The sequence below is a fragment of the Saccharicrinis sp. 156 genome, assembly GCF_050589685.1.
Classification (GTDB): Bacteria; Bacteroidota; Bacteroidia; order Bacteroidales; family Marinilabiliaceae; genus Saccharicrinis.
In genome coordinates, this window is the sequence record NZ_JBNGOS010000021.1 from 13,799 (window position 1) to 39,742 (window position 25,944).

Consider the following 25,944-nt stretch of genomic DNA (forward strand, 5'->3'; position numbering starts at 1 on the left):
TATTATACAACTGACTTTGTGATGTTTACAGGTTGAAAATAATGAAATTATTTTATACTTTTTTTTTACGCAAAGACGAATTTTTCAAAAAAGAAACGGCCACCCTGAATAACAAGGCAGCCGTTTTAAACATTATCTTTTTAGGCCTTAGTCCTGTAGTTTAGCACATAGGAACTCACGGTTTAAACGGGCAATATTCGAAATTGAGATTCCTTTAGGGCACTCAACCTCACAAGCACCTGTGTTGGTACAGTTACCAAAACCTAGCTCATCCATTTTACCAACCATTGCTTTGGCACGACGAGCCGCCTCAACTTTACCTTGCGGCAACAATGCCAGGTGACTAACTTTTGCAGAAACGAATAACATCGCCGATCCGTTTTTACATGTAGCCACACAAGCCCCACAGCCAATACAAGAAGCGGCATCCATGGCTTCGTCTGCATCGGGCTTAGGAATTGGAATTGCGTTAGCATCAGGCACACCGCCGGTACTAACAGAAGTATAACCTCCTGCTGCAATAATCTGATCAAAAGCGGAACGGTTTACAATTAAATCTTTGATCACTGGGAATCCAGCAGAACGCCAAGGCTCAATAGTGATTGTTTCACCATTTTTGAACTTACGCATATGTAGCTGACAAGTTGTAACATCATCGTCAGGTCCATGTGGACGTCCATTGATGTACAATGAACACATCCCGCAAATACCTTCCCGACAATCGTGATCAAATGCCACTGGCTCTTTTCCTTCCCCGATCAACTGTTCATTCAAAATGTCCATCATTTCAAGGAATGAGCTATCGGTAGATACTGCCTCTAGTTTGTATGTTTCAAAACGACCCTTGTCTTTTGCATCGTTCTGACGCCAAACTTTTAGAGTCAAACTTATATTATTTTCCATCTTTCTCTGTTTAACTATTGAACATTAAATTAACCTACCTGATTATTTGTAGTTACGTTGTGCCACTTTAACCACTTCGAACGTAAGGTCTTCTTTATGCATTACTGGTGCTTTATCTTCACCTTGATACTCCCAACAAGCCGCATAAGCAAACTTGTCATCCTGACGAAGCGCTTCCCCTTCTTCTGTTTGGTACTCTTCGCGGAAATGACCACCACACGATTCTTCACGGCTCAGGGCATCACGTGCCATTAAATCTCCCGTTGTAATAAAGTCAGCTAAACGAGAAGCTTTTTCAAGTTCTACGTTCATTCCCTTATCCGATCCAGGAATTTTAACGTTAGTCCAGAATTCTTTTTTGATAGCCGCGATTTTCTCGATGGCTTCTTCAAGACCTTTCTTGTTACGTGCCATTCCTACGAAATCCCACATTACCAAACCAAGTTCTTTGTGCAAACTATCTACAGAACGCTCACCTTTGATGGCCAATAATTTTTCGAATTTCGCTTTAGCTGCTTTTTCTGCTTCCACAAATTCTTTTTCTTCACCCGTCATACGCGGTGTCCGAATATCATCAGCCAAATAATTCTGAATCGTATAAGGAAGAACAAAATACCCATCGGCCAGTCCTTGCATCAAAGCAGAAGCTCCAAGACGGTTAGCACCGTGATCGGAAAAATTAGCTTCACCTGCCGCAAATAAACCAGGAACTGTAGTTTGCAATTCGTAATCAACCCAAATACCACCCATTGTATAGTGAATAGCCGGATAAATCATCATTGGTTCTTGATATGGATTGTCATCTACAATCTTTTCATACATCTGGAATAGGTTTCCGTAACGGGCACGGATCGTATCTTCGCCTAAACGCTCTATTGACGTTTTAAAATCAAGATAAACAGCTAAACCAGTAGCGCCAACACCAAAACCTGCATCACATCTTTCTTTAGCAGCACGTGAAGCAACGTCACGAGGCACCAGGTTACCAAAAGCAGGATACCTTCTTTCTAAGTAATAATCGCGTTCGTCTTCCGAAAGATCTGTTGCTTTCTTTTTACCTGCACGAATAGCCTCAGCATCTTCTTTCTTTTTAGGAACCCAAATACGTCCATCGTTACGTAACGACTCCGACATCAAAGTAAGTTTTGACTGGAACTCACCATGCACCGGAATACAGGTTGGGTGAATCTGAGCATAACAAGGGTTAGCAAAAGCAGCTCCCTTTTCGTATGCCTTAATTGCAGCAGAACCATTAGATCCCATTGCATTTGTTGACAGGAAGAATGTGTTTCCATAACCTCCTGTAGCCATTACAACAGCATGACCGAAGTGACGGGAGAACTCACCGGTTACAAGGTCCCGGGCAATAACACCACGGGCTTTACCATCAACAATCACATAATCAACAATCTCTGTACGCGTGTACATATCAACAGTACCCGCATTTACCTGACGCATTAACGCCTGGTAAGCACCAATTAATAACTGCTGACCTGTTTGTCCTTTGGCATAAAAAGTACGACTAACCTGCGCACCACCAAAAGAACGATTATCTAATAAACCACCATACTCACGCGCAAAAGGTACACCTTGAGCAACGCACTGGTCGATAATATCATTACTTACAGAAGCTAAACGATAAACGTTAGCCTCACGAGCACGGTAATCACCGCCTTTTACTGTATCATAAAATAAACGATGAACTGAATCACCATCGTTTGGATAGTTTTTTGCAGCATTAATACCTCCCTGAGCCGCAATAGAGTGCGCACGACGTGGAGAATCTTGAATAGTAAAGTTTTTCACTTTAAAACCCATTTCACCAAAAGAAGCGGCAGCAGAAGCGCCGGCTAATCCGGTACCAATAACAATAATATCCAGGTTTCTTTTATTTGCAGGGTTAACCAACTTTTGGCCAGCTTTATAATTGTCCCATTTCTGAGCCAATGGCCCTTCAGGTATCTTTGAATCTAACTTCATTTCTTAAGAATTAAAAGATTAAGAAAATAACATAAAATAAACTGCGATCACAATAAAACCAAGGTTTATTACCCAAGCAAACACAGTTCCAATAACAGTCCAACGTTTACGCCAGATTGTGTTGCTGGCACCTAAAGTTTGAAATGCCGACCAGAAACCATGCGTTAAGTGCAACGCCAATCCTAAAGAACCGATAATGTAAAGAATTGCTTTAACAGGATTCTGCAAATTTGCTTTCACCAAAGCATAGGTGTCGTGCATCTCTACACCTCCAATTGTTACCGATTCTGCACCGTGAGTAATTTGAAGAGGCACCCAGTAATCGATGATGTGTACTGTTAAAAAAGCAAGGATTGTAAGACCTAAAATCCACATATTTTTAGATGCCCACATTACTTCTTTGGTATTGTTACCTGAAGCATACTTGCCGCTTCCACGAGCTTTGTTGTTTTGTGCAGTTAACAAACCTCCATAAAAGATGTGCACAATAAATCCCAACGCTAAAACAGGTTGAAGACCAAATTTAATTAGCGGTAAAGCCATAAAATTTGCCGCAAGGTTAAAAGTATCACCAGTATCATCTACCAATAAAGTTAAATTAATGGCGAGATGGACTATCAGGAAGATAATCAAGAAAAGCCCTGACAAACTCATCAAAAGCTTTTTTCCAATTGAGGAACAAAATAAATTACTCATACAGTTAAAATATTAAAATCTCTAAATTATATTATAATTCTTGTATTTGCGAGTGCAAAGGTAGTTTGTTGGCACTTTATATCAATGGAAATAAAGAAATAAATCTTTATTTAAAATCTGTCTAAGCACTTATTATAAATATACTATTTATTAAGCAGTTAGCCACCTACAGCGCCCAGCAAAGCCGATTAAAACACAATGCGGTAACATTATTTAACATCTGGTCTGGTCTGTATTATGCCACGCAGCTCTTCTCAATCATTCTATCCCTCAAAGAAAGAAACTCATCCATTAAACTAATTATTTACGCTTCTAAATTAATTTTGAAATGCTATTTTTAGCGTCTTGTAAAACCTGTGGCAAATTAAATTATTTATGATCAAAAACAAGATTGTTACTGTTGTTCTTCCCGCTTACAATGCAGAAAGCACCCTGGAACAAACCTATAACGAAATTCCATTTAACATTGTTGACAATGTTATTTTAGTTGACGATCACAGCACGGACAAAACTATTCAAGTAGCTAAAAAATTAGGTATCAAGTTTATTGTCGAACATGATACAAACAAAGGCTATGGAGGAAATCAAAAATCATGTTACCAACAAGCTTTGGAATTAAATTCTGACATAATCGTCATGTTACATCCTGACTACCAGTACACTCCAAAACTCATGGACTCCATGTGTTATTTAATTGCCAATAATTTGTACCATGTGGTTCTTGGATCTCGCATACTGGGCCGAGGAGCACTAAAGGGGGGAATGCCGACATATAAATATATAGCCAATCGTATACTAACCTTGTCTCAAAACATTCTGATGAATCAAAAATTATCTGAATACCATACAGGATACAGAGCCTTCTCATCGGAAGTTTTGAAGAACATTAATTTCATGGTGAATTCTGACGATTTTGTTTTTGACAATCAAATGCTGGCCCAAATATGCCATAAAGGATACGATATAGCAGAAATAACTTGCCCCACCAAATACTTCAAAGAAGCTTCTTCCATTAATTTTAAAAGAAGTTGTATATATGGCCTTGGCGTGCTGCATACATCATTCCTTTACTTTTTTTCAAAAACGTTTAATATTAATTCTAAGATATTTAACTAATGAATAAACACAAAACCAGCATTTCCCTATTGCTCATAATCTTTGTTAATTTCGTTTTTGGTTATAAATATCTCTCCAGAATAACGGATTTTGCTCTTACGATAACGATTTTAGTTTGTGCAGTTCAATACTTATCTTTCTATTTTATACCCAAGTTAAATCTGCATCTGACATACATTAAGCTACTAACCTTTTCACTCATAACCTTTATATTTTTATTGAATGCAATAGCTATCTTTAATATTCCGGTTACATCGCTAAATGTGGATAGGTGGAGTATCATTTCGTCTTTTTTAACAGAGCTATTTAAAGGTAATTATCCATACCTTGCTGAATCAAACGTAGGAAATCCTCCAGGACCTATGCCTATATATTTTCTAATAGCATTGCCGTTTTATTTGGTTGGGGAACTGAGTCTATTAAGCTCTTTGGGTTACTTAATACTAACATTCATCATTTTAAAACAACTTAAAAACAATAAAACCGACCTGAGTTATTTCCCTGTTATTTATCTTGTTTCCTTTTTTATGATTTGGGAAATAACTACCCGTAGCAATATTTTTTCATATAGCATACTTGCACTGCTAGCTCTTTACCATTATCAAACAGTTGACAGAAACAAAGCCGTGCAATTTTATTTATCCGCAGTGATAACCGGACTTGCTTTATCCACAAGGAGTGTTTACGTTCTAGCGTATATCATCTTTTTTCTGCCCGATTTAATTAGTAAGCAAAACAGTACCAAACAATTAATTACTTTTTTAAGTGTAGCAGGGCTTGCCTTTATTTCAACCTTTATTCCTTTATTAATTGCCTTTAGCGAAGAGTTCTGGATAATGAATCCCTTTATAGTACAATCTTCATTTCTTGTTCCTACCCATTATATCATGATTTTCATATCCTTTTCCTTGGGCTGTTCCTTACTCGTAAAAAACACAAACGACAAATACTTTTTCAGCGGCATAAGTCTCTTCTTCGCAATTTTAACATATTCCATCTACCACATTTTCAAATATGGCTTTATCGAATCATACATTAACAGTAAAATAGATATTTCATATTTCATTTTCTGTTTACCTTTTTTCACCTTCTATTTATTAAAAAACTCAATTTTAAACAACAAGCAGACACATCAGACAATTTGAGCTTTGGCGCAGACAGCATCAAGTCGAGCACACAACACAGGCTTGTGTCTAAAAGTTTGAAAATTATTCTAAGCGTTTTGCTACTTCAATACAGCTCAATTGCATTATAAATTTTGAACACATAGATTACAAATCATATTGAGCCCTAAAAAGAACGAATAGATGGGTTAAGGCATGAATATCGTAAAAAGCACTTTTTAAATTCACCCAAAGTTTTATATTTTTGCATGAGCAAGTGAGCATTATCCGCAAACTTTGTTGATATTGCATAACGGAAACTTTTATACGGTAAATTATTTTAGGCTATGACAGAAGAAATTGAAATATTGATGGAAATGGCCAAGGACAAGATGGACAAAGCCATCTCCCACCTTGAGCACGAACTTGTAAAAATTAGAGCGGGTAAAGCCAGCCCTGGCATGCTAGAAGGAATCATGGTAAATTATTACGGATCGATGACACCACTTCAACAAGTGGCCAACGTGAACACACCCGATCCAAGAACCATAGCCGTGCAGCCCTGGGAAAAATCGATGATCGAACCTATTGAAAAGGCTATTATGTTGGCCAACTTAGGTTTGAACCCTGAAAACAATGGAGAAATGATTCGCATCAATGTTCCTGCCTTAACGGAAGAGCGTCGTAGAGACCTGGTAAAACAAGTGAAAAAAGAAGCCGAGGATGCAAAAATAAGCTTAAGAAACGTAAGAAAAGAATGTAACGACGAACTTAAAAAGATGCAAAAGGACGGTCTTTCCGAAGATATGGAAAAAGATGCAGAGGCTGATGTTCAAAAGCTGACCGATCAGTATTCAAAGGTAATAGATCAACATATAGACAAGAAGGAAAAGGATATACTTACGATATAACCTCCTTTTATAAAATATCTACAAAGGGTCGGTTATCACTAGCTGACCTTTTTCTACTCATCACTTCCCGGAACATATTTGTTTATCGTACTCAATAAATCCTCGTAACCTATCGGCTTAGCAATATAATCATCGCATCCCGCCACGATAGACTTTTCACGCTCCTCTGACATAGCATAGGCCGTTTGGGCAATAACAGGCACATTAGGGTTTTGCTTCTTGATTGCACGCGTAGCGTCATAACCATCCATTTCCGGCATTTTAATATCCATCAACACCAAATCGATATTATCGATTCGCTTAAAGATATCAACAGCTTCGACTCCCGTACGTGCCCATATTAAACTGGCATTGGAAATGGACAAGGCCACTTCGAGATATCTAAAATTATCTTCCTCATCTTCGGCAATCAAGAAGGTTTTTCCTTCCCAATTGAATATATTGGTATTCTTTTGAGCCTTGTATTTTGCGTTAGCATTATTCACCTTGTGGTACGGTATGGTAAAGTAAAACGTGGTTCCTACTTTCGGTTCCGATTCAATCCATATTTTACCGCCCATTAAGTCAAGCAAGTCTTTTACCAGCGACAAGCCGATACCTGTCCCCCCGTACAACATTTGTCGTCCTGCGGAGAATTTATAAAAACGTTCAAATATTCTATCTTCCTTACCTACAGGCAAACCTATCCCGGTATCCTTTACGTAAAACTGAAGCACTTCCTCATGTTTAAGTTCATACCCGAATTCCACAAAACCACGGTCGGTAAACTTAATACCATTCCCCACCAGATTTGCGAGCACTTGCTTTAGCCTTGCCCCATCGGTTAATATCATCGTATTTTTATCGGAGATACCCTCTTTCAAATACAATTTAATATTCATTTGCCCCCTACGCTGAATATCATTCGAAAAATTATTGTAAACATCCTCTAATACATCGTGCAAACAGATGGTGGTGTTACGTATTTGCAGCTGGCCGCTGTCTATTTTGGAAATATCAATTAGGTCCTCTACAATAGTTAACAGGTTTTTTACATTTAGGTTAATCAGATTTACAAACTCTTCTTTCTCAGGATTGCTTATTTCTTTGTGTGATAACAGATTACTGAAGCCAAGTATGGCGTTCATGGGTGTGCGTATTTCATGCGACATGTTGGATAAAAAAGAATTTTTCAGCACATCCGACTCTTCTGCTTTAACAATAGCACGCATCAACTTTTCACGTTCCTTACTTAAGATGTTCTGATACCTAAGTTCCTTCTCAAAACTAAAGCTCATTCCATTGATAAACGAAACCAAAGGGAATAGAGTAGCGATATTCACAAAAACAAACAGAACACACAAATTAGCATAAATTGCAAGGCTAATCTGTTGCAACAGTTTAACCTCAAAAATATTTGCATAATGCACAAATCCTGCAGCCAAAAACAATGCACAATTAAGAAATATAGAATTGATAGCCCCCTTTCTCCCAAGCATCATGCCTGCCAACATAGAGTACGAAAGCAACAACACAAGACCCAATGAAGCAGGACCGTTTTCAACAAACAAAAATCCTCCCAAGAGATAGACTGATGCCGATATCCAGATCACCCTAATGCGAAAAGGGATCGTTCGCACCACGGCTGCAAAAAGCGAACTTAAGAAAATAACAGTACTGAAAATTGCTGAGGGATAGTTACCGTTTTGCAAAAACGAAACAGTGTAGTATAAATATGCAATTAGCCCTATGGCTATCAGCGCCAGGGTAAAATAGTGGAACACTCTCTCTCTCCAATAGTGAAAACCTCCCCCTGAAGGAACAGTTGTTGGACCCAACTTCCTTTTAACCCAAACATTTATCCGTCGTATGGTTTTACTTCTTTCTTTAGTCATAAAAAAAAAGCAGGGTGTTTAAAACATAACCTGCGCTCTAAAATCTTTCCTCCCCAAATTGAGCTATAAAGGTAGAACTTTCAACTTTATATCAAATTTATATTCATCAAAAATAATCATTTATTTGTACAAAAAAATAACGCTATTAAACTTAACCTTGATCTATATTCAATTGCCCGCCAAACGAATTGAACGATCCTTTGCTACAATTATTCTAAACAATTGATATTCAATACCGAGAATGTCATTTTCGACTTAACGGACAATTATTGCAAATATCAATATTATGCTGATTACTAATCACTTTTTGCCTAAACTCGTTATAACCGTGCGCCTTCCACAGCTCCCCAATGGTTTTCTCTTGTATATTGCCCATTATGTACGTGGCATCCTTATCGAAACAGCATGGCACAAGATCCCCCTCCCAGGTAGCTACAGCAGAACTCCAATGTTTCCAACACTTATTCTTAAATTTTCCTTTAATATCAACAGATCCGTCATTGTTTATCCGGTATCGTGACAAACCCGTTTCCGTTGGTAACATATGTTTCTTCCTTTGCACATTATAAAACTGGGCTTTTTTCACCTCAACCATATCCGCTCCTAACGCCCAAGCCATTCCCTCAAACTCTTTTATTTGATGTTGGTTGTGCCTAAATGCCAGAAATTGCGCCCGAATAATTGGTTTGTCTGATCCCACCTCTTTTTTCGCTTTTACTAAATTTATTATTCCATTTGTAACTTTTGACAATTCGCCGCCTATCCGATATTTTTCATATGCGCTTTGCGTTATGCCATCAAACGAAACCACTAAAACATCCAGGCCACTTTGCACTGTTCTTAACGCTTTTGGGTATGATAAAAACTGCCCGTTCGTGGATGTTTCAACAATCAGTCTCGCTTTTTTAGCCTGTTCCACCAAGGTAAAGAAATCAGGATGCATATACGGCTCCCCTTGAAAGTACAGATTTATATGCCACACCGCTTTCCCCAAATTCCCCAGCATCGTTCGGTATGTACCTACGGTCAGCATACCTTTATGTCTGCTGAGCATCCTCATTCCCGTTGGGCATTCGGGACATTGCAGGTTGCAAATATTAAGCGGCTCTATACTTACAGCCCAAGCTGTACCCCAAATATAAGCCCGTTTTAGTATGGCACTATACACATACGACAATTTCAGTTTAGCTAGGTTTATTAGCCGAACCAAACTCATTGTTCGCAGGTACAGCCATGCCAGGGTGCATGCTACCTTTAGTTTTTTAATTTGTTTCGAGGAGATCAAATACTTGATTAAGGTTAGGTGATAATATTATTTCCGTTCTTCGGTTTTTCCTCCGTGCCTCCGACGTCTTTGCCGAATCAACAGGCACAAACTCACTTCTGCCGGCTGCCGTTATCCGTGATGACTGAATATTTGCGTTTTCGAGCAGTATCCGGGTAACCGAAGTGGCTCTTTTTACACTTAAGTCCCAATTATCCAACAACACGGCACTTTTATAAGGTACATCATCGGTATGTCCTTCCACCAGCACATTTATGTCCGGTTTCTGTTCCAACACGCCCGTAATCTTCTTCAAGGCATCTATTCCTATTGAACTTACCTGGTAACTTCCCGAACCAAACAATAGCTTTTCCTCCATAGAAACGTATACCTTACCGTTTTTGATGTGCACCTCAAGTTCATCGCTACCAAAATCAGTTAAAGCATTGGCCACAGTATTTTTCAAAGCATTCATCATTGAATCTTTTTCGGTAAGGGCGCGCTCCAGTTTAAAAAGACGCTTATTTCTCAACTCCAGTTCCCCTTCCATCGAATTTAATTCAGACGAGGCAGCTTCCAGGTTATGTTGTTTCTCGGCCAATTCTTTTTCTGCATCCAATAAAGCATCTTCTCTTTTTTGCAGTTGCTCATGTAAGGATTGTAAATGCGACAACAGTTCTGCTGATTCAGTTGAGGCATTCTTCATAGATGAATTCTCCAAAAATTCGTTGTATCGTACCAGCAACTCTTTATTCCGATTTTTTAAAGACCAATTTTGTTTAGCCAGTCGTATGGTATCTTTTTCTAACATAGCAACAACCTTTTCCTTTCGCTTCATATCCGCAATAAGCTCGTTGTTATCTACTTCCAAATCCTGAAACGCAGCCTCAAGTCGCCTAAGTTCTTCCTTGTTGTCCATTTCGCTTTGTTGCAACTCTTGAAATTGCTTTAGCGGAACACAAGAAGACAGCCCTAACATGGCTATAATCAGTACTATAAAGTTGATTTTCATGCGCGTTTTATTTTTGCCTTATTTCTTTGGTTCAAATATGACCATAATTTTTGAAAGATTAAAAATCCTTGATTGATGAGCGCATCGAAATCTATTAATAAAGGTTCATGCAAAATGCAAGCATTCGACATGTATTAATTCACCCCAAAGTATTATATTTGTGGCCAACAAATTTTTACCCAATAACAGAGATTGAAACCGGCATGGCCGCCTGTTTACCAAAAGCAGGGAGCAAATAATCACGCAGCATAAACACGCAATAAAACGTTGAGCCGATTATCTGGATATTACAAATAGATGCGAATGAAAAAAGGGAACAGCAAGCTTCAGCAGATTAATACCCCTGATGATTTGAAGAAATTCAGCGAAAAAGATCTCGGCCAAATCTGTGTTGAGTTAAGGGATTATATTATTGATGCTGTCTCTTGTAACCCGGGTCACTTTGGTGCCAGCCTGGGGGTGGTCGAACTGACGGTTGCGTTACATTACGTTTTTAATACACCTTTTGATAAAATAATATGGGATGTTGGTCATCAAGCATATGGGCACAAAATTCTCACTGCTCGCAAAGACCGTTTTCATACCAATAGAAAATACAAAGGCTTAAGTGGATTTCCGAACATTACAGAGAGCGAATACGATGCTTTTGGGGTTGGCCACTCTTCTACATCTATATCCGCGGCTCTTGGGATGGCCATTGCTGCACAAAGAAACAACGAAAAAGACAAACAAGTAGTAGCTGTTATTGGCGACGGCAGTATGACCGCAGGTCAGGCCTTTGAAGGCCTGAACAACTTAAGCAGTTTTAAGTCAAACATGTTGATTATTTTGAATGATAACAACATGGCTATTGACCCGAACACGGGAGGCTTAAGTGATTATTTAGTGGATATTTCCACCTCTCACACCTACAATAAAATAAGGCAGGAAGTAATCAGGGGGCTCGAAAAGCTGAAGATTACCGGTCCAAATTCCAGGGATAAAATTGTTGCCATCAATAATAGTATTAAATCTTTATTGACCAAGCAAACCAATATTTTCGAAGGCTTAAATATTCGGTATTTCGGTCCTGTTGACGGGCATGACATCAACCATCTGGTAAAAGTTTTACAGGATCTAAAAAACATTCCGGGCCCCAAGGTTTTGCATTGCAAGACAATAAAAGGAAAAGGTTTTAAACTAGCTGAAGAAAACCAAACAGCATGGCATGCAACAGGTGCCAAGTTTGATAAAAATACCGGTGCAAGATTAGACAGCGCTCCTACAAAGCCCAAGCCTCCCAGATACCAGGAAGTTTTTGGGCATACGATTGTGGAGTTGGCCGAAAAAAACGAAAAAATCGTGGGTATCACTCCCGCTATGCCCTCCGGATGTTCTTTAAACATCATGATGAAGAAAATGCCCGACAGAGCTTTTGACGTGGGTATTGCAGAGCAACATGCGGTCACTTTTTCTGCCGGCCTTGCTATAGAAGGAATGGTTCCGTTTTGCAACATATATTCGTCGTTTATGCAAAGGGCCTACGACCAGGTGATACACGACGTTGCCCTGCAAAACCTAAATGTGGTTTTTTGTCTGGATAGAGGGGGACTTGTTGGCGCCGATGGGGCAACCCATCACGGTGTGTACGACCTGGCCTTTTTCCGACCCGTTCCTAACCTGGTTATTTCTTCCCCCCGAAACGAAGAAGAATTGCGTAACCTCATGTTCACAGCCCAATTGCCCGATATGGGACCATTTGCCATCCGTTACCCCAGAGGCATTGGCACAACTACCGAATGGGAAACTCCCTTTAAAAAGATTGAGATTGGTACAGGCGAAAAATTAAAAGACGGCGAAGATGTGGCCTTCCTCACCATTGGACCATTGGCCAATAAAGCATTGCAGGCTTGCTTGAAGCTGGATACGGAAGGTATTTCCGCCGGATTATACGACCTTAGATTTGCCAAACCTTTGGACGAGGATCTCCTGCACGAAGTGTTTAATAAATTTAAAAAAGTAATAACTGTTGAAGATGGAACGATTATTGGAGGTATAGGTAGCGCTGTAATTGACTTCATGGTTGAAAACGGATATTCGGCACAAGTTAAAAAACTAGGTGTTCCCGATAGGTTTGTTGAGCATGGAACACAAACAGAATTACAGCATGAATGCGGTTTTGACAAACAAGGAATGATAGAAACCGCAAAAAGCATGTTTCAATAACTGTAATTTCAACAATGTACCAACTATATAAACACGGCTTACTGCTTATCTCAATATTCATATTCACCACTTCTTTTTCCCAAAAAATAAAAGTATTTGATTCGGAAACACACATGCCGATTCCAAATGTTATTGTTTTTGACGAATCGGAAAGCATCATTGCCGGAACCAACGATAACGGCCTAGTCAATATCTCCATTTTCGAAGAAGATGCCGCCCTCTGGTTCAAACACCCTGCTTACGAACTGTTTTTTCTTTCCAGAAAGAACCCACTGCCCCAAGCCATATCACTCTGTCCCAAAGTGTTTACACTGGACGAATTTGTTGTTTCCGCATCGCGAACGCGAGAAAACAAAAAAAATATACCCTATTTTTTAGAGACGATCAAACCGCGCTCTATCGAATTTAATAACGCACCAACAGGAGCCGATATTTTAACCGGAAGTGGTTATGTTGCGGTTCAGAAAAGCCAGGGCGGCGGTGGCAGCCCTATTTTGCGCGGGTTTGAAGCCAACCGCGTATTGTTGGTGATGGATGGCGTTAGGATGAACAATGCCATTTACAGAAGCGGCCACCTACAGAACAGCATCACGATAGATCCGAATATACTTGACAAAACGGAAATACTTTTTGGGCCTTCGTCGGTGATGTACGGTAGCGATGCCCTGGGGGGTGTTGTCAGTTACTTTAGCAAAGATCCTGTTCTTTCAAATGATTCCATGGCAGTTATGGCTATTGAGTCTTCGATTCAAAGCATGAGCGCCTCCAGTTCCAACAAGGTAAACATTAACGTAAATGCCGGATTTAAACATTGGGCCTCACTTACCAGTTTTACCTACAGCGACTTCGGCAATATAAAAATGGGAGAAAACCGGGCAAGTAATGTTCCGGAAGATTGGGGTAAAGTTTTTCATTATGCAAAAAGAATAAATGGAAAGGATAGCATGATGGTGAATGCTGATCCTTACACACAACCCAATACCGGATATCAACAATACGACTTGTTGCAGAAATTTAAGTTTACCCCATCGCACAAGCACTCATTGCTATTTAACTTTCAGTATTCAACAACATCAAACATAAACCGTTTCGATGCGCTAAACGATTATAAGGATGATTTGCTCAAGTATGCGCAGTATTATTATGGTCCGCAAGAAAGACTATTTGCTTCGGTCAACAGCCGTTACAAAAAAGAAACCAAGTTGTTTTCATCCGTAAATACTATTGTAGCCTACCAAAACATAAAAGAATCGAGATTTAGTAGAAAGTTCAACAGCGATAATAAACTATCTCAAGAAGAATATTTGGATATTTACAGCTTAAATTTGGATTTGGCCAAAGAATTCAACCCATCATCCAAAATTAACTATGGAATAGAAATCCTTTATAATGACATGGCTTCTCACGGAAAATATACAAACATAGAAACCAGAGAATTATCAACTGCTACAAGCAGGTATCCCAATGGCGGAAGTTTTTTTCAGGCTTATTCCGCATACTTTAATTACCATACAAAGTTTAACAAAAGGTTCAGCGCAAACTTCGGGGCGCGTTTTGGATATTTCCGTTTTAACTCAAAGTTTATGGAGGATGAATTGTTTAAACCAATCGTAACCGACTTGATTATGAGCAACAAAGCCCCATCGGCTAGCGTTGGTCTCGTATACATACCTGCAGATACCTGGAAGTTTTCAAGCGTTTTATCTTCAGGCTACCGTGTCCCCAACGTAGATGACTACGGAAAGATCAGGGCTAAAAATGATGAGATCAGTATGCCTAATCCTTTCCTGAAACCCGAATATGCATTTAACGCTGAATTATCAGCCACAAAAAGCTTTTACAACGAAAACCTACTTATCAATATTACCCTGTACAATACTTGGTTGCACGATGCCATTGTCCGCGAATATTATACCTATCAAGGAAGTGATTCCATAGAATATGATGGCGATACGTACCGCATGTACATAAACAGCAATCAGCAAAAAGCAATCGTAAAAGGGCTCTCTGCCGGAATGCATGCCCAACCGTTTCATAACTTATCCGTTAATGCCACTATCAATTACACGCACGGGCAGGTGAGCTATACCAATGAACCCATGGGGCACATTACGCCCGTATTTGGTAAAGCAGCCGTCAATTACAGACACAAAGAATTCAGAGTGGAGTTTTATATGAATTATCAGGGCGAAAAAAAATATGAAGATATGTCGCCGTATGGAGAAGATAACGAAGACGAGGGAACAGAAGATGGCTTTCCCGCCTGGCAAACCTACAATATGGCTATACAATATCAGTTATTTAACACCCTTACCCTTCAGGCTTCGGTTGAAAACATCCTGGACAGACACTACAAGACTTTTGCTTCAGGCATTAGTGCTCCCGGCAGAAACTTGATCCTGTCGTTGACGGGAAGGTTTTAAAACAGCCAGCAGTTCCCCGTTGACAGTAGCAAAGCCATATAAATTGACCATCGGTTTTTGCGGGTTAAAACTGACCTTTATCTTAGAATAACTCCTTTTCTCTTTATATTTTAGCATCCTAAAACAACTTTTACATGAAGAAAACAATCATATCCGTTCTTTTATTGTCGGTCTGGGGTCTGAAAGCCCAGAACATCACTACCGATATGTTGCGGTCCTTTGACCAGGAAGTAGGACATACTGCTACAGACAAAGCTTTAATTAATGCCATTACAGGTTCCGACCTAAAAACCCTGGCTTTAAACCGAAATAATATTGCCACCAACGACCATGCCTTTAAATATAAAGTGGATGTGAATGGTATTACCAACCAAAAAAGCTCGGGCCGCTGCTGGATGTTTACCAGCTTAAACATTTTACGCCCTAAAGTAATGGAGAAATATAATTTGTCGAGCTTTGAGTTTTCGACCAACTACCTTTATTTCTATGATTTATTGGAAAAATCGAATTTGTTTTACGAGCAGGTTATATTGACTCGCAAAATAAAAATGAACGAGGACATTGGTCCTTATGTAGCTAAAATGGGTAAAAAGGAAAGTGGTCAAACGGTTACTTACCTTTTCAAGAACCCGATTGGTGACGGTGGCGTATGGAACAGCTTTGTAAACCTGGCCGAAAAATATGGCGTAGTGCCCAAAAAAGTCATGCCCGAAACTTTCCATAGCGAAAAAACATCGGATTTGAACAAACTTTTGCGCAGAAAGCTCAGAGAAGATGGCTTGAGGCTACGCGAGGCTGATAACGACAAAGCTGCCAGAGAGTTAAAACAGGACATGCTAAAAAACATCTATCGAATCCTCACGCTTACATTGGGTCAGCCGCCTAAATCATTCGATTGGCGCTATACCGATAAAGAAGGCAATCTTAGTGAGAATAAGAATTACACGCCCGTTGAATTTTACAACGAAGTTGTAGGTGTTGAGCTCGACGATTATATCATGCTAATGAACGACCCTTCCCGCCCTTATTATATCCATTACGAAATTTCGTACGACCGTAATGTAATGGAAGGAAGAAACTGGAAATACGTCAACCTCCCGGCAGAAGAGGTAAAGAAGATTGCCCTGGCATCCATAAAAGCCAATGAAGCCTTATATGCTTCCTGCGATGTGGGCAAGCAACTCAACAACAAAGAAGGACTTTGCGCTCTGGACAATTATCAATACGGACAATTATTAGGTGTTACATTTGGGATGGACAAAAAAGAACGTATCATGACTGGCGAAAGTGGCTCGTCGCACGGTATGGCCTTAATAGCGGTTGATGTTGATAAAAACGAAGAAACCACCATGTGGCAATTCGAAAACAGCTGGGGAACAGAAGCCGGACATAACGGTTACCTGACCTTTACTGATGATTGGTTTACAGAATACATGTTCAGGGTTGTTCCGCATAAAAAGTTTATTAGTGAGGATATCTTAAAAATATTAGATACCGAAGCAACTTTATTGCCACCTTGGGATCCAATGTTTCAAATGGATGAATAATTTCACCGTCGTATTATAACGCTCAGCACTCGCTTTATTAAGGTCACAGAATACATCGAATTGGCTTTAGCTATGATTACCTTAGGCTAAAATAGTCTGTACTTTTCAAATCATGGCTAAAGCCCAATCTCATATTCCCTCAACAGGCCGTATCAAAAGCATTTTACTTTAAAGAAAACTTACAAATCGTAAGCTATCAACTTATTCACCTCCATCTCCATTTTTTTGACATTGAACTCTACTCCAACTGCTCCAAAGCTTATGGGATTACTTGTTCACACAACTGAGGAAAGCTATTGCCTCGGGATGAAAGGCCTGTCCGCCGGGCAGATAGTGTAGACCCCTTAGCCCTAATTCCTACGAACCGTTATTTGATTTAAACCCGCAATATACATTAGAAATCCTTTTACGCAATTAAACTACTCAAAGCAAGGTGTTTCACTGAGTTGCTTCAATTCACCAGAGCGGTGCTCCCGAAAGTAATCGTGACAAGTTATGCTTCGTTTCAGCAACCCCTTGTTTTATGGTATTTTTAATGCTGATTACATACCTTTAATAAATAATCCGGGTTTAATTATTTTTTCAACAAAAAAGAAATCCCTTTTACCGAAGTATTCGGCATAATTAATCCATCGTTGGTATCTCCGGACAAAATATTGAATTTGTTCATTATGTTTATTACCTATAAAAAAAGAGCTACTACTCTGAAATATTGTTGTTTATCAGCAAATACGTCTGGTTTCGTCTCTAACACTCCTTAACAAACGATAAAAACTTCCTGTGTTTTTTAACATAGGGGTGGACAAATATTGACAAATTGTTAAAACAAAGGCTTAATGTTAACTACTGTTTGTAATGTTAACACAATGTTATCCGAATCTTTATTTTTCGTTAGATACCCCCTTTTTTAGAACCATCTCTTAAATATATTTAAAATGAAACGTTCAACACCCCCTATTTTTGCAATCACCTCAAAAGAAGTACATACTTTTACAATGTCAACAAGAAACAACATTGACACATGTATTAATTAATTAAAACCAAAAAGTATGAAAACAACAAAAATGATGAAAAGATGGGTATTGGGAGTGATGCTTGTCTTTGTAACCACAGCAACATTTGCAGGAGAAGGCGGTAAAGCTGCCGGAAACGTATCGATCCTTCCTTATTTGGATACAGACTATTCGATTGTTTCGTTATCGAACCAAGCCGACAAAGCTGCCATTTTTAGTATTAAAGATGCAGAAGGTGAAACAGTATACAAAGAGTGGGTAAACAAAGCAGGCTTTGCTCAAAAGATTCTTGATTTTTCTAACCTGGAAGATGGCAAGTACACCGCGATATTAAAAGCCAGAGGTTCAGAAGAAATTTCCGAGACTTTTTCTATAGAAAACCACAAATTGGTAAGCCAAAAAGAGGAAATAGTTTCGGAAGAAGAGCTAAGAGCTTTCTTTAACCTGGTTGACAACACGCTTTTCGTAAGTCACATTTCTTTTGGAAGCAACACATTTGGTATCTCGATTTCAGATGCTCTTGGTGACGAAGTTTTTGAAAAGGGATTTGACGGAAATTCAACTTATTCCGGTAAGTTTGATATTTCAGCATTACCAAATGGTGAGTATAAAGTAAGTATTAACTCAGGGAATAAAGAGTACAGTTATGCTTTCAGAAAATAGTGACCAGAACGACCCAGGCGAACTTGTACTTTCGCCGAGCACCTCATTTTATAAATGTGTATCTCAAATGTTTTAGAGATACACATTTTTTTTTGTCTGAGATTTTTAGGCCAAACTCCACCTAATATGTTTAACCCGCAATATGCATTAGAAATTCTATTACACATTGAAATTACTTTAAAACAAGACCCTTCGTTGCATCACTTCAACTCACCAGAACGATGCTCCCGAAAGTAATCGGGACAAGTGATGCCTCGTTTCAGTAATGCCTTGTTTTATTGTACTTGCAATGCTCATGACGAACCCCCAATACATAATCCGGGTTTAACTATTGCATCCCTAACAATTTGGCGCCGCTCAATATTTAGCACGAAAAAAACATGGCCACGTTTCGAAGTATATTTTATGTACCTGGAAGTTTTCCTTTTAATGACTAATGAACTCCGGCTGATGCTCAAGATCTACCCCTGTGCCTCTACCAAAAACTGATCCATCAGGGCAAGTAGCTCATCTTTTTCGGCAGGTTTGGCAATACAGGCGTCAAAACCGCTCTCTGACACATGTAAATCCTGACCATTAATCGCATCTGAAGTATGTGCGATTACAGGTATATTTTTATTCAGGCGCTTGATAATTTTAACCAATTCATATCCATCTGAATCGGGGAAAGACATATCCATTAATACCAGATGAATATCGGTACGGTTCATTAACAATTTACTTGCTCCGGCAGCCGTCCTTGCAGACACTAAAGTAATTCCAGTTTTTTCGATATACTTGCGCATTTGCAAATGAGCACTGCTGTTCTGATCCACCAGCAGCATCATTTTATTCGTCCAGCTATAATTTTTTCGCAATATCGGGCTCAGTATATGCTTGGTCAATGTGGCTTTAGTTTTATCCGCTATATCAAAACCCATTGGATGCGTAAAATAAAATTCGGAACCTTTTGCTTTCTCAGAAATCAAACCTATTTCTCCGCCAAGCGCGCTGATCAGTTTCTCACAAATGGCCAATCCAATGCCTGTTCCACGATACAATCTATCCGCATCTTCCTCATGTCCTTTACGGAAAGGCTGGAAGATAATTTTTTGTTTTGCCTCAGATATTCCGATACCGGTATCTTTTACATAAATCCTAACCCTATTGTTTTCAATGGCAAACCCAAACTCAATAAAACCTTTTATGGTGAATTTCATGGCATTGCCTAACAAATTTACCAGTATTTGCCGCAAACGTATAGAGTCCGTCATTATTTTTACCCTGGCCTCTTCCGGTTTAGAGTAGTATAATTTCACCCGCCCCTTATGCTCTACTTCAACCCTCGGCACAAAGTCATCATAGATACTTTGCAACAAATCATCGAGTATTACATTATCTTTAACAACGGAGATTTTACCCCTTTCGATTTTGGCCACATCAATAATATTGTTGATCAGGTTCATTAAGCTATCCGAGTTTTTATGGATCACATCCACATACTCATCTACTTCATTGGGTTTTATGTGACTTCCTCGCAACAAAGAGGAAAACCCTACAATGGCATTTAGAGGAGTACGCAACTCATGACTAATATTGGCCAGAAATTCCGATTTGAGCTTATCCGACTCTTCGGCCTTTTCCTTGGCCAAGACCAGCTGTTTCTCTGTATTTTTATGGGTGGCCAGGTTACGACCAACGGCCAAAACCGTTTCTATTGTTCCGTTTTCATTCGTCTCCGGGGTGAGTCTCCAATCTACATATAACTCCTTCACCGCATGGCCAAAGCCGTGTTCCAAAGACACAGTTTCGCCAACTGCAAACACATCTTTGATCTTGGCGAGCCACGCCTCCATAACCACCTCATCAAGCACCTCGAGGTTTTGCAGAGTATTGCCTAAAACATTATCGGCATTCGAAACATTAAACCTATTGATGAATGCCTGGTTGAAGAATTTAATTTCGCCGGCTTCGTTCAAACGCAGTATAATATCCGGCGAATTTTGGGCCAGCGTGCGGAATTTTCTCTCACTATCGCTTAGTGCCTTTTCATTTTTCTTTCGGTTTGATATATCATGAACCGTAAAATAACAATACGATTGATTATCCATATAAATTAAAGTGCCCGCCAACTCCACCTCAACCTCAGCTCCGGCCTTTGTGCACATGACCAGATCGCCTTTATATCCCTCGCCAACACCAATCGCATGAACGGCCTCCTCAAAGGCTTTTAAAGACTTTTTATGAACAATATCGCTAGCGGACAATAAGGCCAACTCATCAAAATCCCGCTCTACAATAGAACAAGTAGCTTTGTTCACATAGCGGATAGCGTGGTTGACATCAATAATCAGTGCCCCGTCAAATGAAGACTCCGTTATTGTTTTGTATCGCTCATTACTGGTTTTTATTTTTTCCTGCTCTTGATAAGCCTCTGTAATATCCTGTGCATATATGAGGTAACTTTCCTCATTTCCGTCCACACCTTTGAAACCATAGATGCTAAAGCGTTTTTTATCTCCGTTTTTACAAGGTAGCTCAATCTCATCCTTTTTATATCCTGCGCTATTGATACCTTGATAAAAACCTTTTATTTTATCTTCAAGCTCACGACTACTTCCATAAAACTCCGTGGTATTTCTACCTACAATCTCTCGCTCCGAATATCCTGACAACTCGGTAACCTGCTTGTTAACAAACTTAATTTTACCTTTCTCAACAATCAATACAGCCAATGGGGAATCATCAAGCACTTTCTCCAAAAGAATTTCCTTGATAACAAGGTCACGGTTTTGTTCCAACAATTCAGAATAACGATCATTATGCTCCAGCTCTCTATTGGTATTACCCATAATATCGGATAAGGTAATTGCAATTGAGTCCCAAAACTGAATCAATTCTTGCGAAATATAGTGGGTATAATTGGTAAATTCTCCAATTAGCCAACCTCCAAATTCACTTTGCAAAACAACCCTGTTGATTAATAAAAACGAAGTCCCCTGTACCAGGTCAATCCCTGCAGATTTTATGGTTTTAGCATCAAAATATCGACCTGTGTTTTCCTCGCAATTTAAATCCAGCTTTTCAAGATCCTGATTTGAGAGCAGCTCTTCCTCGTGCTCTGCCGTTTGGGTCCACGACAGTTCGTGCCCATTTGAAAAACTTGATTTGTCCACAAAGTAAACACTTCTCAGACCTAACTCGATACCAATTGTTTTTAAAGCTTCGTTAAGGGATTTCTTCGTACGCTTGCCTCTCTTAATCTTATGTAGAATCTGATTTCGGAGCGTGTTTAAATACCAAAGCCTGGCAGCATTGCTTTTATGCCATAAAGCATCGATCCGGGCAGCCATCAACGAAACTTCCCGTTCTATCTCCTTCACTTCAAAATGGTACCACTCCCTTTTAAAAGCACATGATTCCATTACCAGCATCGCTTTTTTATACTGCGAAAAATTAACCGGAACAATCAGTAGCGACTGAACCCCGAATATTTCAAACTTATCGGTAAGCGACCTGCTTATTTCATCTTTAAATTCGGAACTGGCAAAGCAATTCCCTATGTTGGTGTTGGTAAGAGGATTTTCTTCCGAGGCAATGGTTAAGTCAGCGGGGTGGTACTCTTGCACACTGCTATTAACCCATTGTTTTTGCGCCACATAAGCGTCCTGCCCTTCGTTGTAAGCAAAAACAGAAACACGATCAACACTGTAGTTGTTGCCCAGGACTCGTAGACACGATGACATAGCGATATCAAAATCACTTGCATCAGTAAGTATTTTTTCAATTTGATTTGAAACCAACGACGCAACATCCTCACTTCCCTCCTTTTTGGAGGACACATACCTATTAAGCATACTTTTCAGATGCCTGTTCTCCGCCTCTAACGACTGAAGCCCGGATGTATTCTCCAAACTATCGCTTGCCATTCTTTTTCACTACCAATTTTAAATAATGACTATACCTGGTATCTTTCACAAATAATATGCTATGCACGAGATACATCTTCCCCGATTTCAAAAATACATATATATGTTTTTAGGAAAAATGTTTTAAACTTAATATTATCAACATATCATAAACACACCATTACCAAAATTGGAAATTATGTATTAAACTTTTTCAACCTATTGGAATTATAGACGGCATACACAGCCACAACAAACACAGTCACAACGGTATAATACACAAAATCAGGCACCGGAACCGGGTCTCCTTTAGCATAGGAATGCATTCCTGCCAGATAGTAATTAACACCTAAATAAGTCATTATTACAGAAAAGAACCCAATAACAGACACTACGTTAAAGGCCACCACACTTTTTAACCCTGGAATAAAACGCATATGTAAAATAAAAGCGTAAATCATAACCGTAACCAGCGACCATGTTTCTTTGGGGTCCCACCCCCAATATCTACCCCAAGACTCATTCGCCCATACGCCACCTAAGAAGGCTCCAATGGTTATCATGTACAAGCCAATAGTTAGCGACATTTCCATTATACTGCTTAACTCAACAATAGAGAGGTCTAATTTCTTTTCGTTGGAATCCTTTTTAAGTCCAATCAATATTAAATTAAAAAAGCCCATCAATGCACTTAAACCCAAAAAGCCATAACTGGCCACGATAACTGCAACATGAATGGTTAACCAATACGATTTAAGCACGGGCACCAAATTGGTAATTTCAGGATTCATCCAGCTCAAGTGAGCCACCATCAATACAATTCCGGCAAATACCCCGGCTACGGAAAGGGCTATAGGCGACTTTTTGCTAAAAACAAGTCCGGCCAAGTGGATAGACCAACCAATAAACAACATAGATTCGTAACCGTTACTCCAGGGGGCATGGCCTGAAATATACCAACGCAAAGCCATCCCTGCCGTATAAACCACGAAAAACAAACCCAACAAAGCCACACCTCCGCGATTCACATATTTGGGTGATTTTTTGGGTAAAAACAAATAGACAAACTGAAAGATAAGCAGTAAAAAACCCAACACAAACAAAACGGGAGCCATCAATAAAAATATATTTGTGTTGTTATACATAATCTCTAATTTACGAACTCCATCGGAAGGTAATATTTCGTTACCGAACTTAGCCTGAAACTTAGAAACAGCATCCAGATATGTACCGGCTTGCTCGTAATTCCCTTCTTTTAACGCTTGCAGATATACCGAAAACACATTCTTAACGAATAGACTATCGCCTTCGTTTAAGGAAGACACATTTTCCCCCGGCCTTAACCACGTGGCATTTACATCTCCCGGTATGGGAAACATCTTTAACAATTGCCCCGATTGCACCAGGTAGAAAACATTTACTTGTTCATCCACCTTAATTACTTCGTTTTGGAATTTAGTGCGATAGGCCGGCTTTGTCCGGTAGGCTTCTTCTACCTGATTATGCAATTTATAATTTCCCGTCGCCCCGAAAAAATCGGAAAAAGAAGCTTTCTTTCCTGTATTGCCCACAATCCCTTTCATGGGTTGCTTTTTTACGGTAATGAGAGGAACATTTTTCCATGCTTCGGTATTGCTTAAAATACTCAACACCACTCTATCGGCAGAATACCCTTTAAAACTGTTATGCTTTACCAGTTTTCTTAATACTTCGCCATTCATAGAGTTCATTGGCTTAATGCGTCCACCATTATCCTGCACCCAGAGTTTCCCAAATTGCTCCGCCTGCTGTTGCGTAACATTAATATATGCATCAATATCCTGCGCTTGCATCCCGGTCGAAAGTCCAACAACTAAAGCAAATGACAAGGCCTTTTTCTGCTTTCCTATCTCAGCAATCTGCCTGCCCAATTGACGGAATCTGCTTTTTGAAGTTATCAGGGATAAGATCATAGAAAGGGTCATCAGAAAATACCCCAAATAGGTGATCAGCGTCCCCCACAAATCATTATTTACCGACAGCACCGTACCTAACTCATCGGTATCGTAAGATGACTGATAAAAACGATATCCCTTATAATTTAGAATGTTGTTCATGAAGATCCGGAAATCTTTCACCACTCCATTCCTTTGGTCTTCCAACGTTACCTCACTTGCAAACGAAGAAGGACTTTCCGATCCCGGATATCTTTCCAATTGAAAATCGTTTAGCTTTATTTTAAATGGCGCGGTTAATATCTTCGATCCGTACCTGAGAGTTATTGTAACATCCCCTATTTCAACCGTTTTATCTTCCCCCACTAAATCGCCACGTCCTTGCAAGGTCACCTCCTTTTGCCATCCGTCCGCATCGACGCGTACGACTACAGCTTCCAAACCACTGCCTTGCTCTCCTTCTTTGGCAGGTACGGCGTTCAACACTGCACTGTCCATGTAGTTGGTCTGAACCATAAAAAAACTCCCCGTTCCATATAACACATTGGAATAAAACGGTTTCGGCTCCGACAAATCCACTTCTGTTTTCTCTTGAGTCCCCATATTGGTGATAAACACATTATGTTTGGCCGTAAAATACAACTGATCATCGCTTGGGTAGATATTAAAATCACACCCCACTTCGGTATCAAAACCTATGGAATACTGCCCCACTTGTATATGTTCGCCTTTAAATAGGGTTAGGTTATTTCTTCCCCCCCCCGCCGAAACCACCATAGACAGCATGGGTCTGCCATTGGGATCCTCTACAGGAACCAGATTCGTGTTTTTTATGAACGAAACACTTTGTAGCTTTACTCGACTCCCGTCTATACTCACCGTTTCCTTAAAATAATCTTCACTTTTTTCCGACATCAACACAGCCTGTTCAAAGCTGACTTCATTTCCTCCCTTTTCTACTGTTCCTGAAATATAGTTTTTCGACGATCGAAATTGGTTGGTAGCCTGTCCTTCTCGAATATGCATCATCCCTTCATAACCGATATACCGGGTGAGTGCGGCCCCAATAACGATTATCAGAAACGACATATGAAATAAGAGAATCGGCAGCTTCCCCTTTGTCCATAAAAATGGCTTGGCCAGATTTAACAACATATTAATACCCAACAATACAAATATCCCTTCAAACCACCAGGCATCATAATACAGGGCTTTAGCGGCATTGGTTCCAAAGTCATTTTCAACAAATGTAGCTACCCCCATGGAGGCTGCCAATACTAAAAACAAGGTACCCATTAAATACGGCGCGGACAAAAACGCAACTATCTTCTTCATAATATGTTCGTTACACAAAAACCAATACAACTTGGCTTTCCCAATTATATTTAAATATTAAATTATGTGAATGTAATA

Annotated in this window: 14 protein-coding genes; 6 read left to right on the forward strand and 8 right to left on the reverse strand. The window is 39.5% G+C overall.

From position 1 onward, the window contains the following. Positions 1-147: 147 nt before the first annotated feature. The 3 genes from ACRD64_RS14040 to ACRD64_RS14050 are packed head-to-tail and all read right to left on the reverse strand — an operon-like array spanning position 148 to position 3,579. Complete coding sequence (locus ACRD64_RS14040; protein WP_430934038.1) at positions 148-903, reverse strand: succinate dehydrogenase/fumarate reductase iron-sulfur subunit; 756 nt, start codon at positions 901-903, stop codon at positions 148-150. A gap of 42 nt (positions 904-945) precedes the next feature. Beyond that, positions 946-2,883: a fumarate reductase/succinate dehydrogenase flavoprotein subunit gene (locus tag ACRD64_RS14045; protein WP_430934039.1), complete on the reverse strand. Its 1,938-nt coding sequence runs from the start codon at positions 2,881-2,883 to the stop codon at positions 946-948. 18 nt (positions 2,884-2,901) lie between these two features. Continuing rightward, positions 2,902-3,579: a succinate dehydrogenase cytochrome b subunit gene (locus tag ACRD64_RS14050; RefSeq protein ID WP_430934041.1), complete on the reverse strand. Its 678-nt coding sequence runs from the start codon at positions 3,577-3,579 to the stop codon at positions 2,902-2,904. A 375-nt stretch (positions 3,580-3,954) separates the two neighbouring features. Here ACRD64_RS14050 and ACRD64_RS14055 point away from each other — a divergent pair, with 375 nt between their 5' ends. Beyond that, positions 3,955-4,695, forward strand: coding sequence for a glycosyltransferase family 2 protein (locus tag ACRD64_RS14055; protein ID WP_430934042.1), 741 nt, complete (start codon positions 3,955-3,957; stop codon positions 4,693-4,695). A 1,450-nt stretch (positions 4,696-6,145) separates the two neighbouring features. Then, positions 6,146-6,709, forward strand: coding sequence for a ribosome recycling factor (gene frr, locus ACRD64_RS14060; RefSeq protein ID WP_430934043.1), 564 nt, complete (start codon positions 6,146-6,148; stop codon positions 6,707-6,709). A gap of 53 nt (positions 6,710-6,762) precedes the next feature. On the opposite strand, the gene ACRD64_RS14065 is transcribed toward frr, so the two are convergent. From ACRD64_RS14065 to ACRD64_RS14075, 3 genes are all read right to left on the reverse strand, one after another. Then, positions 6,763-8,583 carry a hybrid sensor histidine kinase/response regulator gene (locus ACRD64_RS14065; protein WP_430934044.1) on the reverse strand — a complete coding sequence of 607 codons (1,821 nt, stop codon included), beginning with the start codon at positions 8,581-8,583 and terminating at the stop codon, positions 6,763-6,765. Between the two features lie 244 nt (positions 8,584-8,827). Continuing rightward, on the reverse strand, positions 8,828-9,751 hold the full coding sequence (locus tag ACRD64_RS14070; RefSeq protein WP_430934045.1) for a radical SAM/SPASM domain-containing protein: 924 nt from the start codon (positions 9,749-9,751) through the stop codon (positions 8,828-8,830). Between the two features lie 94 nt (positions 9,752-9,845). Beyond that, positions 9,846-10,859 carry an OmpA family protein gene (locus tag ACRD64_RS14075; RefSeq protein WP_430934047.1) on the reverse strand — a complete coding sequence of 338 codons (1,014 nt, stop codon included), beginning with the start codon at positions 10,857-10,859 and terminating at the stop codon, positions 9,846-9,848. A 303-nt stretch (positions 10,860-11,162) separates the two neighbouring features. Here ACRD64_RS14075 and dxs point away from each other — a divergent pair, with 303 nt between their 5' ends. From dxs to ACRD64_RS14095, 4 genes are all read left to right on the forward strand, one after another. Further along, complete coding sequence (dxs, locus tag ACRD64_RS14080) at positions 11,163-13,064, forward strand: 1-deoxy-D-xylulose-5-phosphate synthase (protein WP_430934048.1); 1,902 nt, start codon at positions 11,163-11,165, stop codon at positions 13,062-13,064. A gap of 113 nt (positions 13,065-13,177) precedes the next feature. After that, the gene (locus ACRD64_RS14085) at positions 13,178-15,487 is read left to right on the forward strand and encodes a TonB-dependent receptor plug domain-containing protein (RefSeq protein ID WP_430934049.1); all 2,310 of its coding nucleotides are present in this window, start codon (positions 13,178-13,180) and stop codon (positions 15,485-15,487) included. Between the two features lie 134 nt (positions 15,488-15,621). Continuing rightward, positions 15,622-17,034, forward strand: a complete 1,413-nt coding sequence (locus ACRD64_RS14090) for an aminopeptidase C (protein WP_430934050.1) — start codon at positions 15,622-15,624, stop codon at positions 17,032-17,034. A gap of 1,049 nt (positions 17,035-18,083) precedes the next feature. Next, positions 18,084-18,710, forward strand: a complete 627-nt coding sequence (locus ACRD64_RS14095) for a hypothetical protein (protein ID WP_430934051.1) — start codon at positions 18,084-18,086, stop codon at positions 18,708-18,710. Positions 18,711-19,171: 461 nt separating this feature from the next. On the opposite strand, the gene ACRD64_RS14100 is transcribed toward ACRD64_RS14095, so the two are convergent. Together ACRD64_RS14100 and ccsA are read right to left on the reverse strand one after the other, a co-directional pair. Next, positions 19,172-22,618, reverse strand: a complete 3,447-nt coding sequence (locus ACRD64_RS14100; RefSeq protein WP_430934052.1) for a PAS domain S-box protein — start codon at positions 22,616-22,618, stop codon at positions 19,172-19,174. A gap of 176 nt (positions 22,619-22,794) precedes the next feature. Continuing rightward, positions 22,795-25,866, reverse strand: coding sequence for a cytochrome c biogenesis protein CcsA (gene ccsA / locus ACRD64_RS14105; protein ID WP_430934053.1), 3,072 nt, complete (start codon positions 25,864-25,866; stop codon positions 22,795-22,797). Positions 25,867-25,944: the final 78 nt, after the last annotated feature.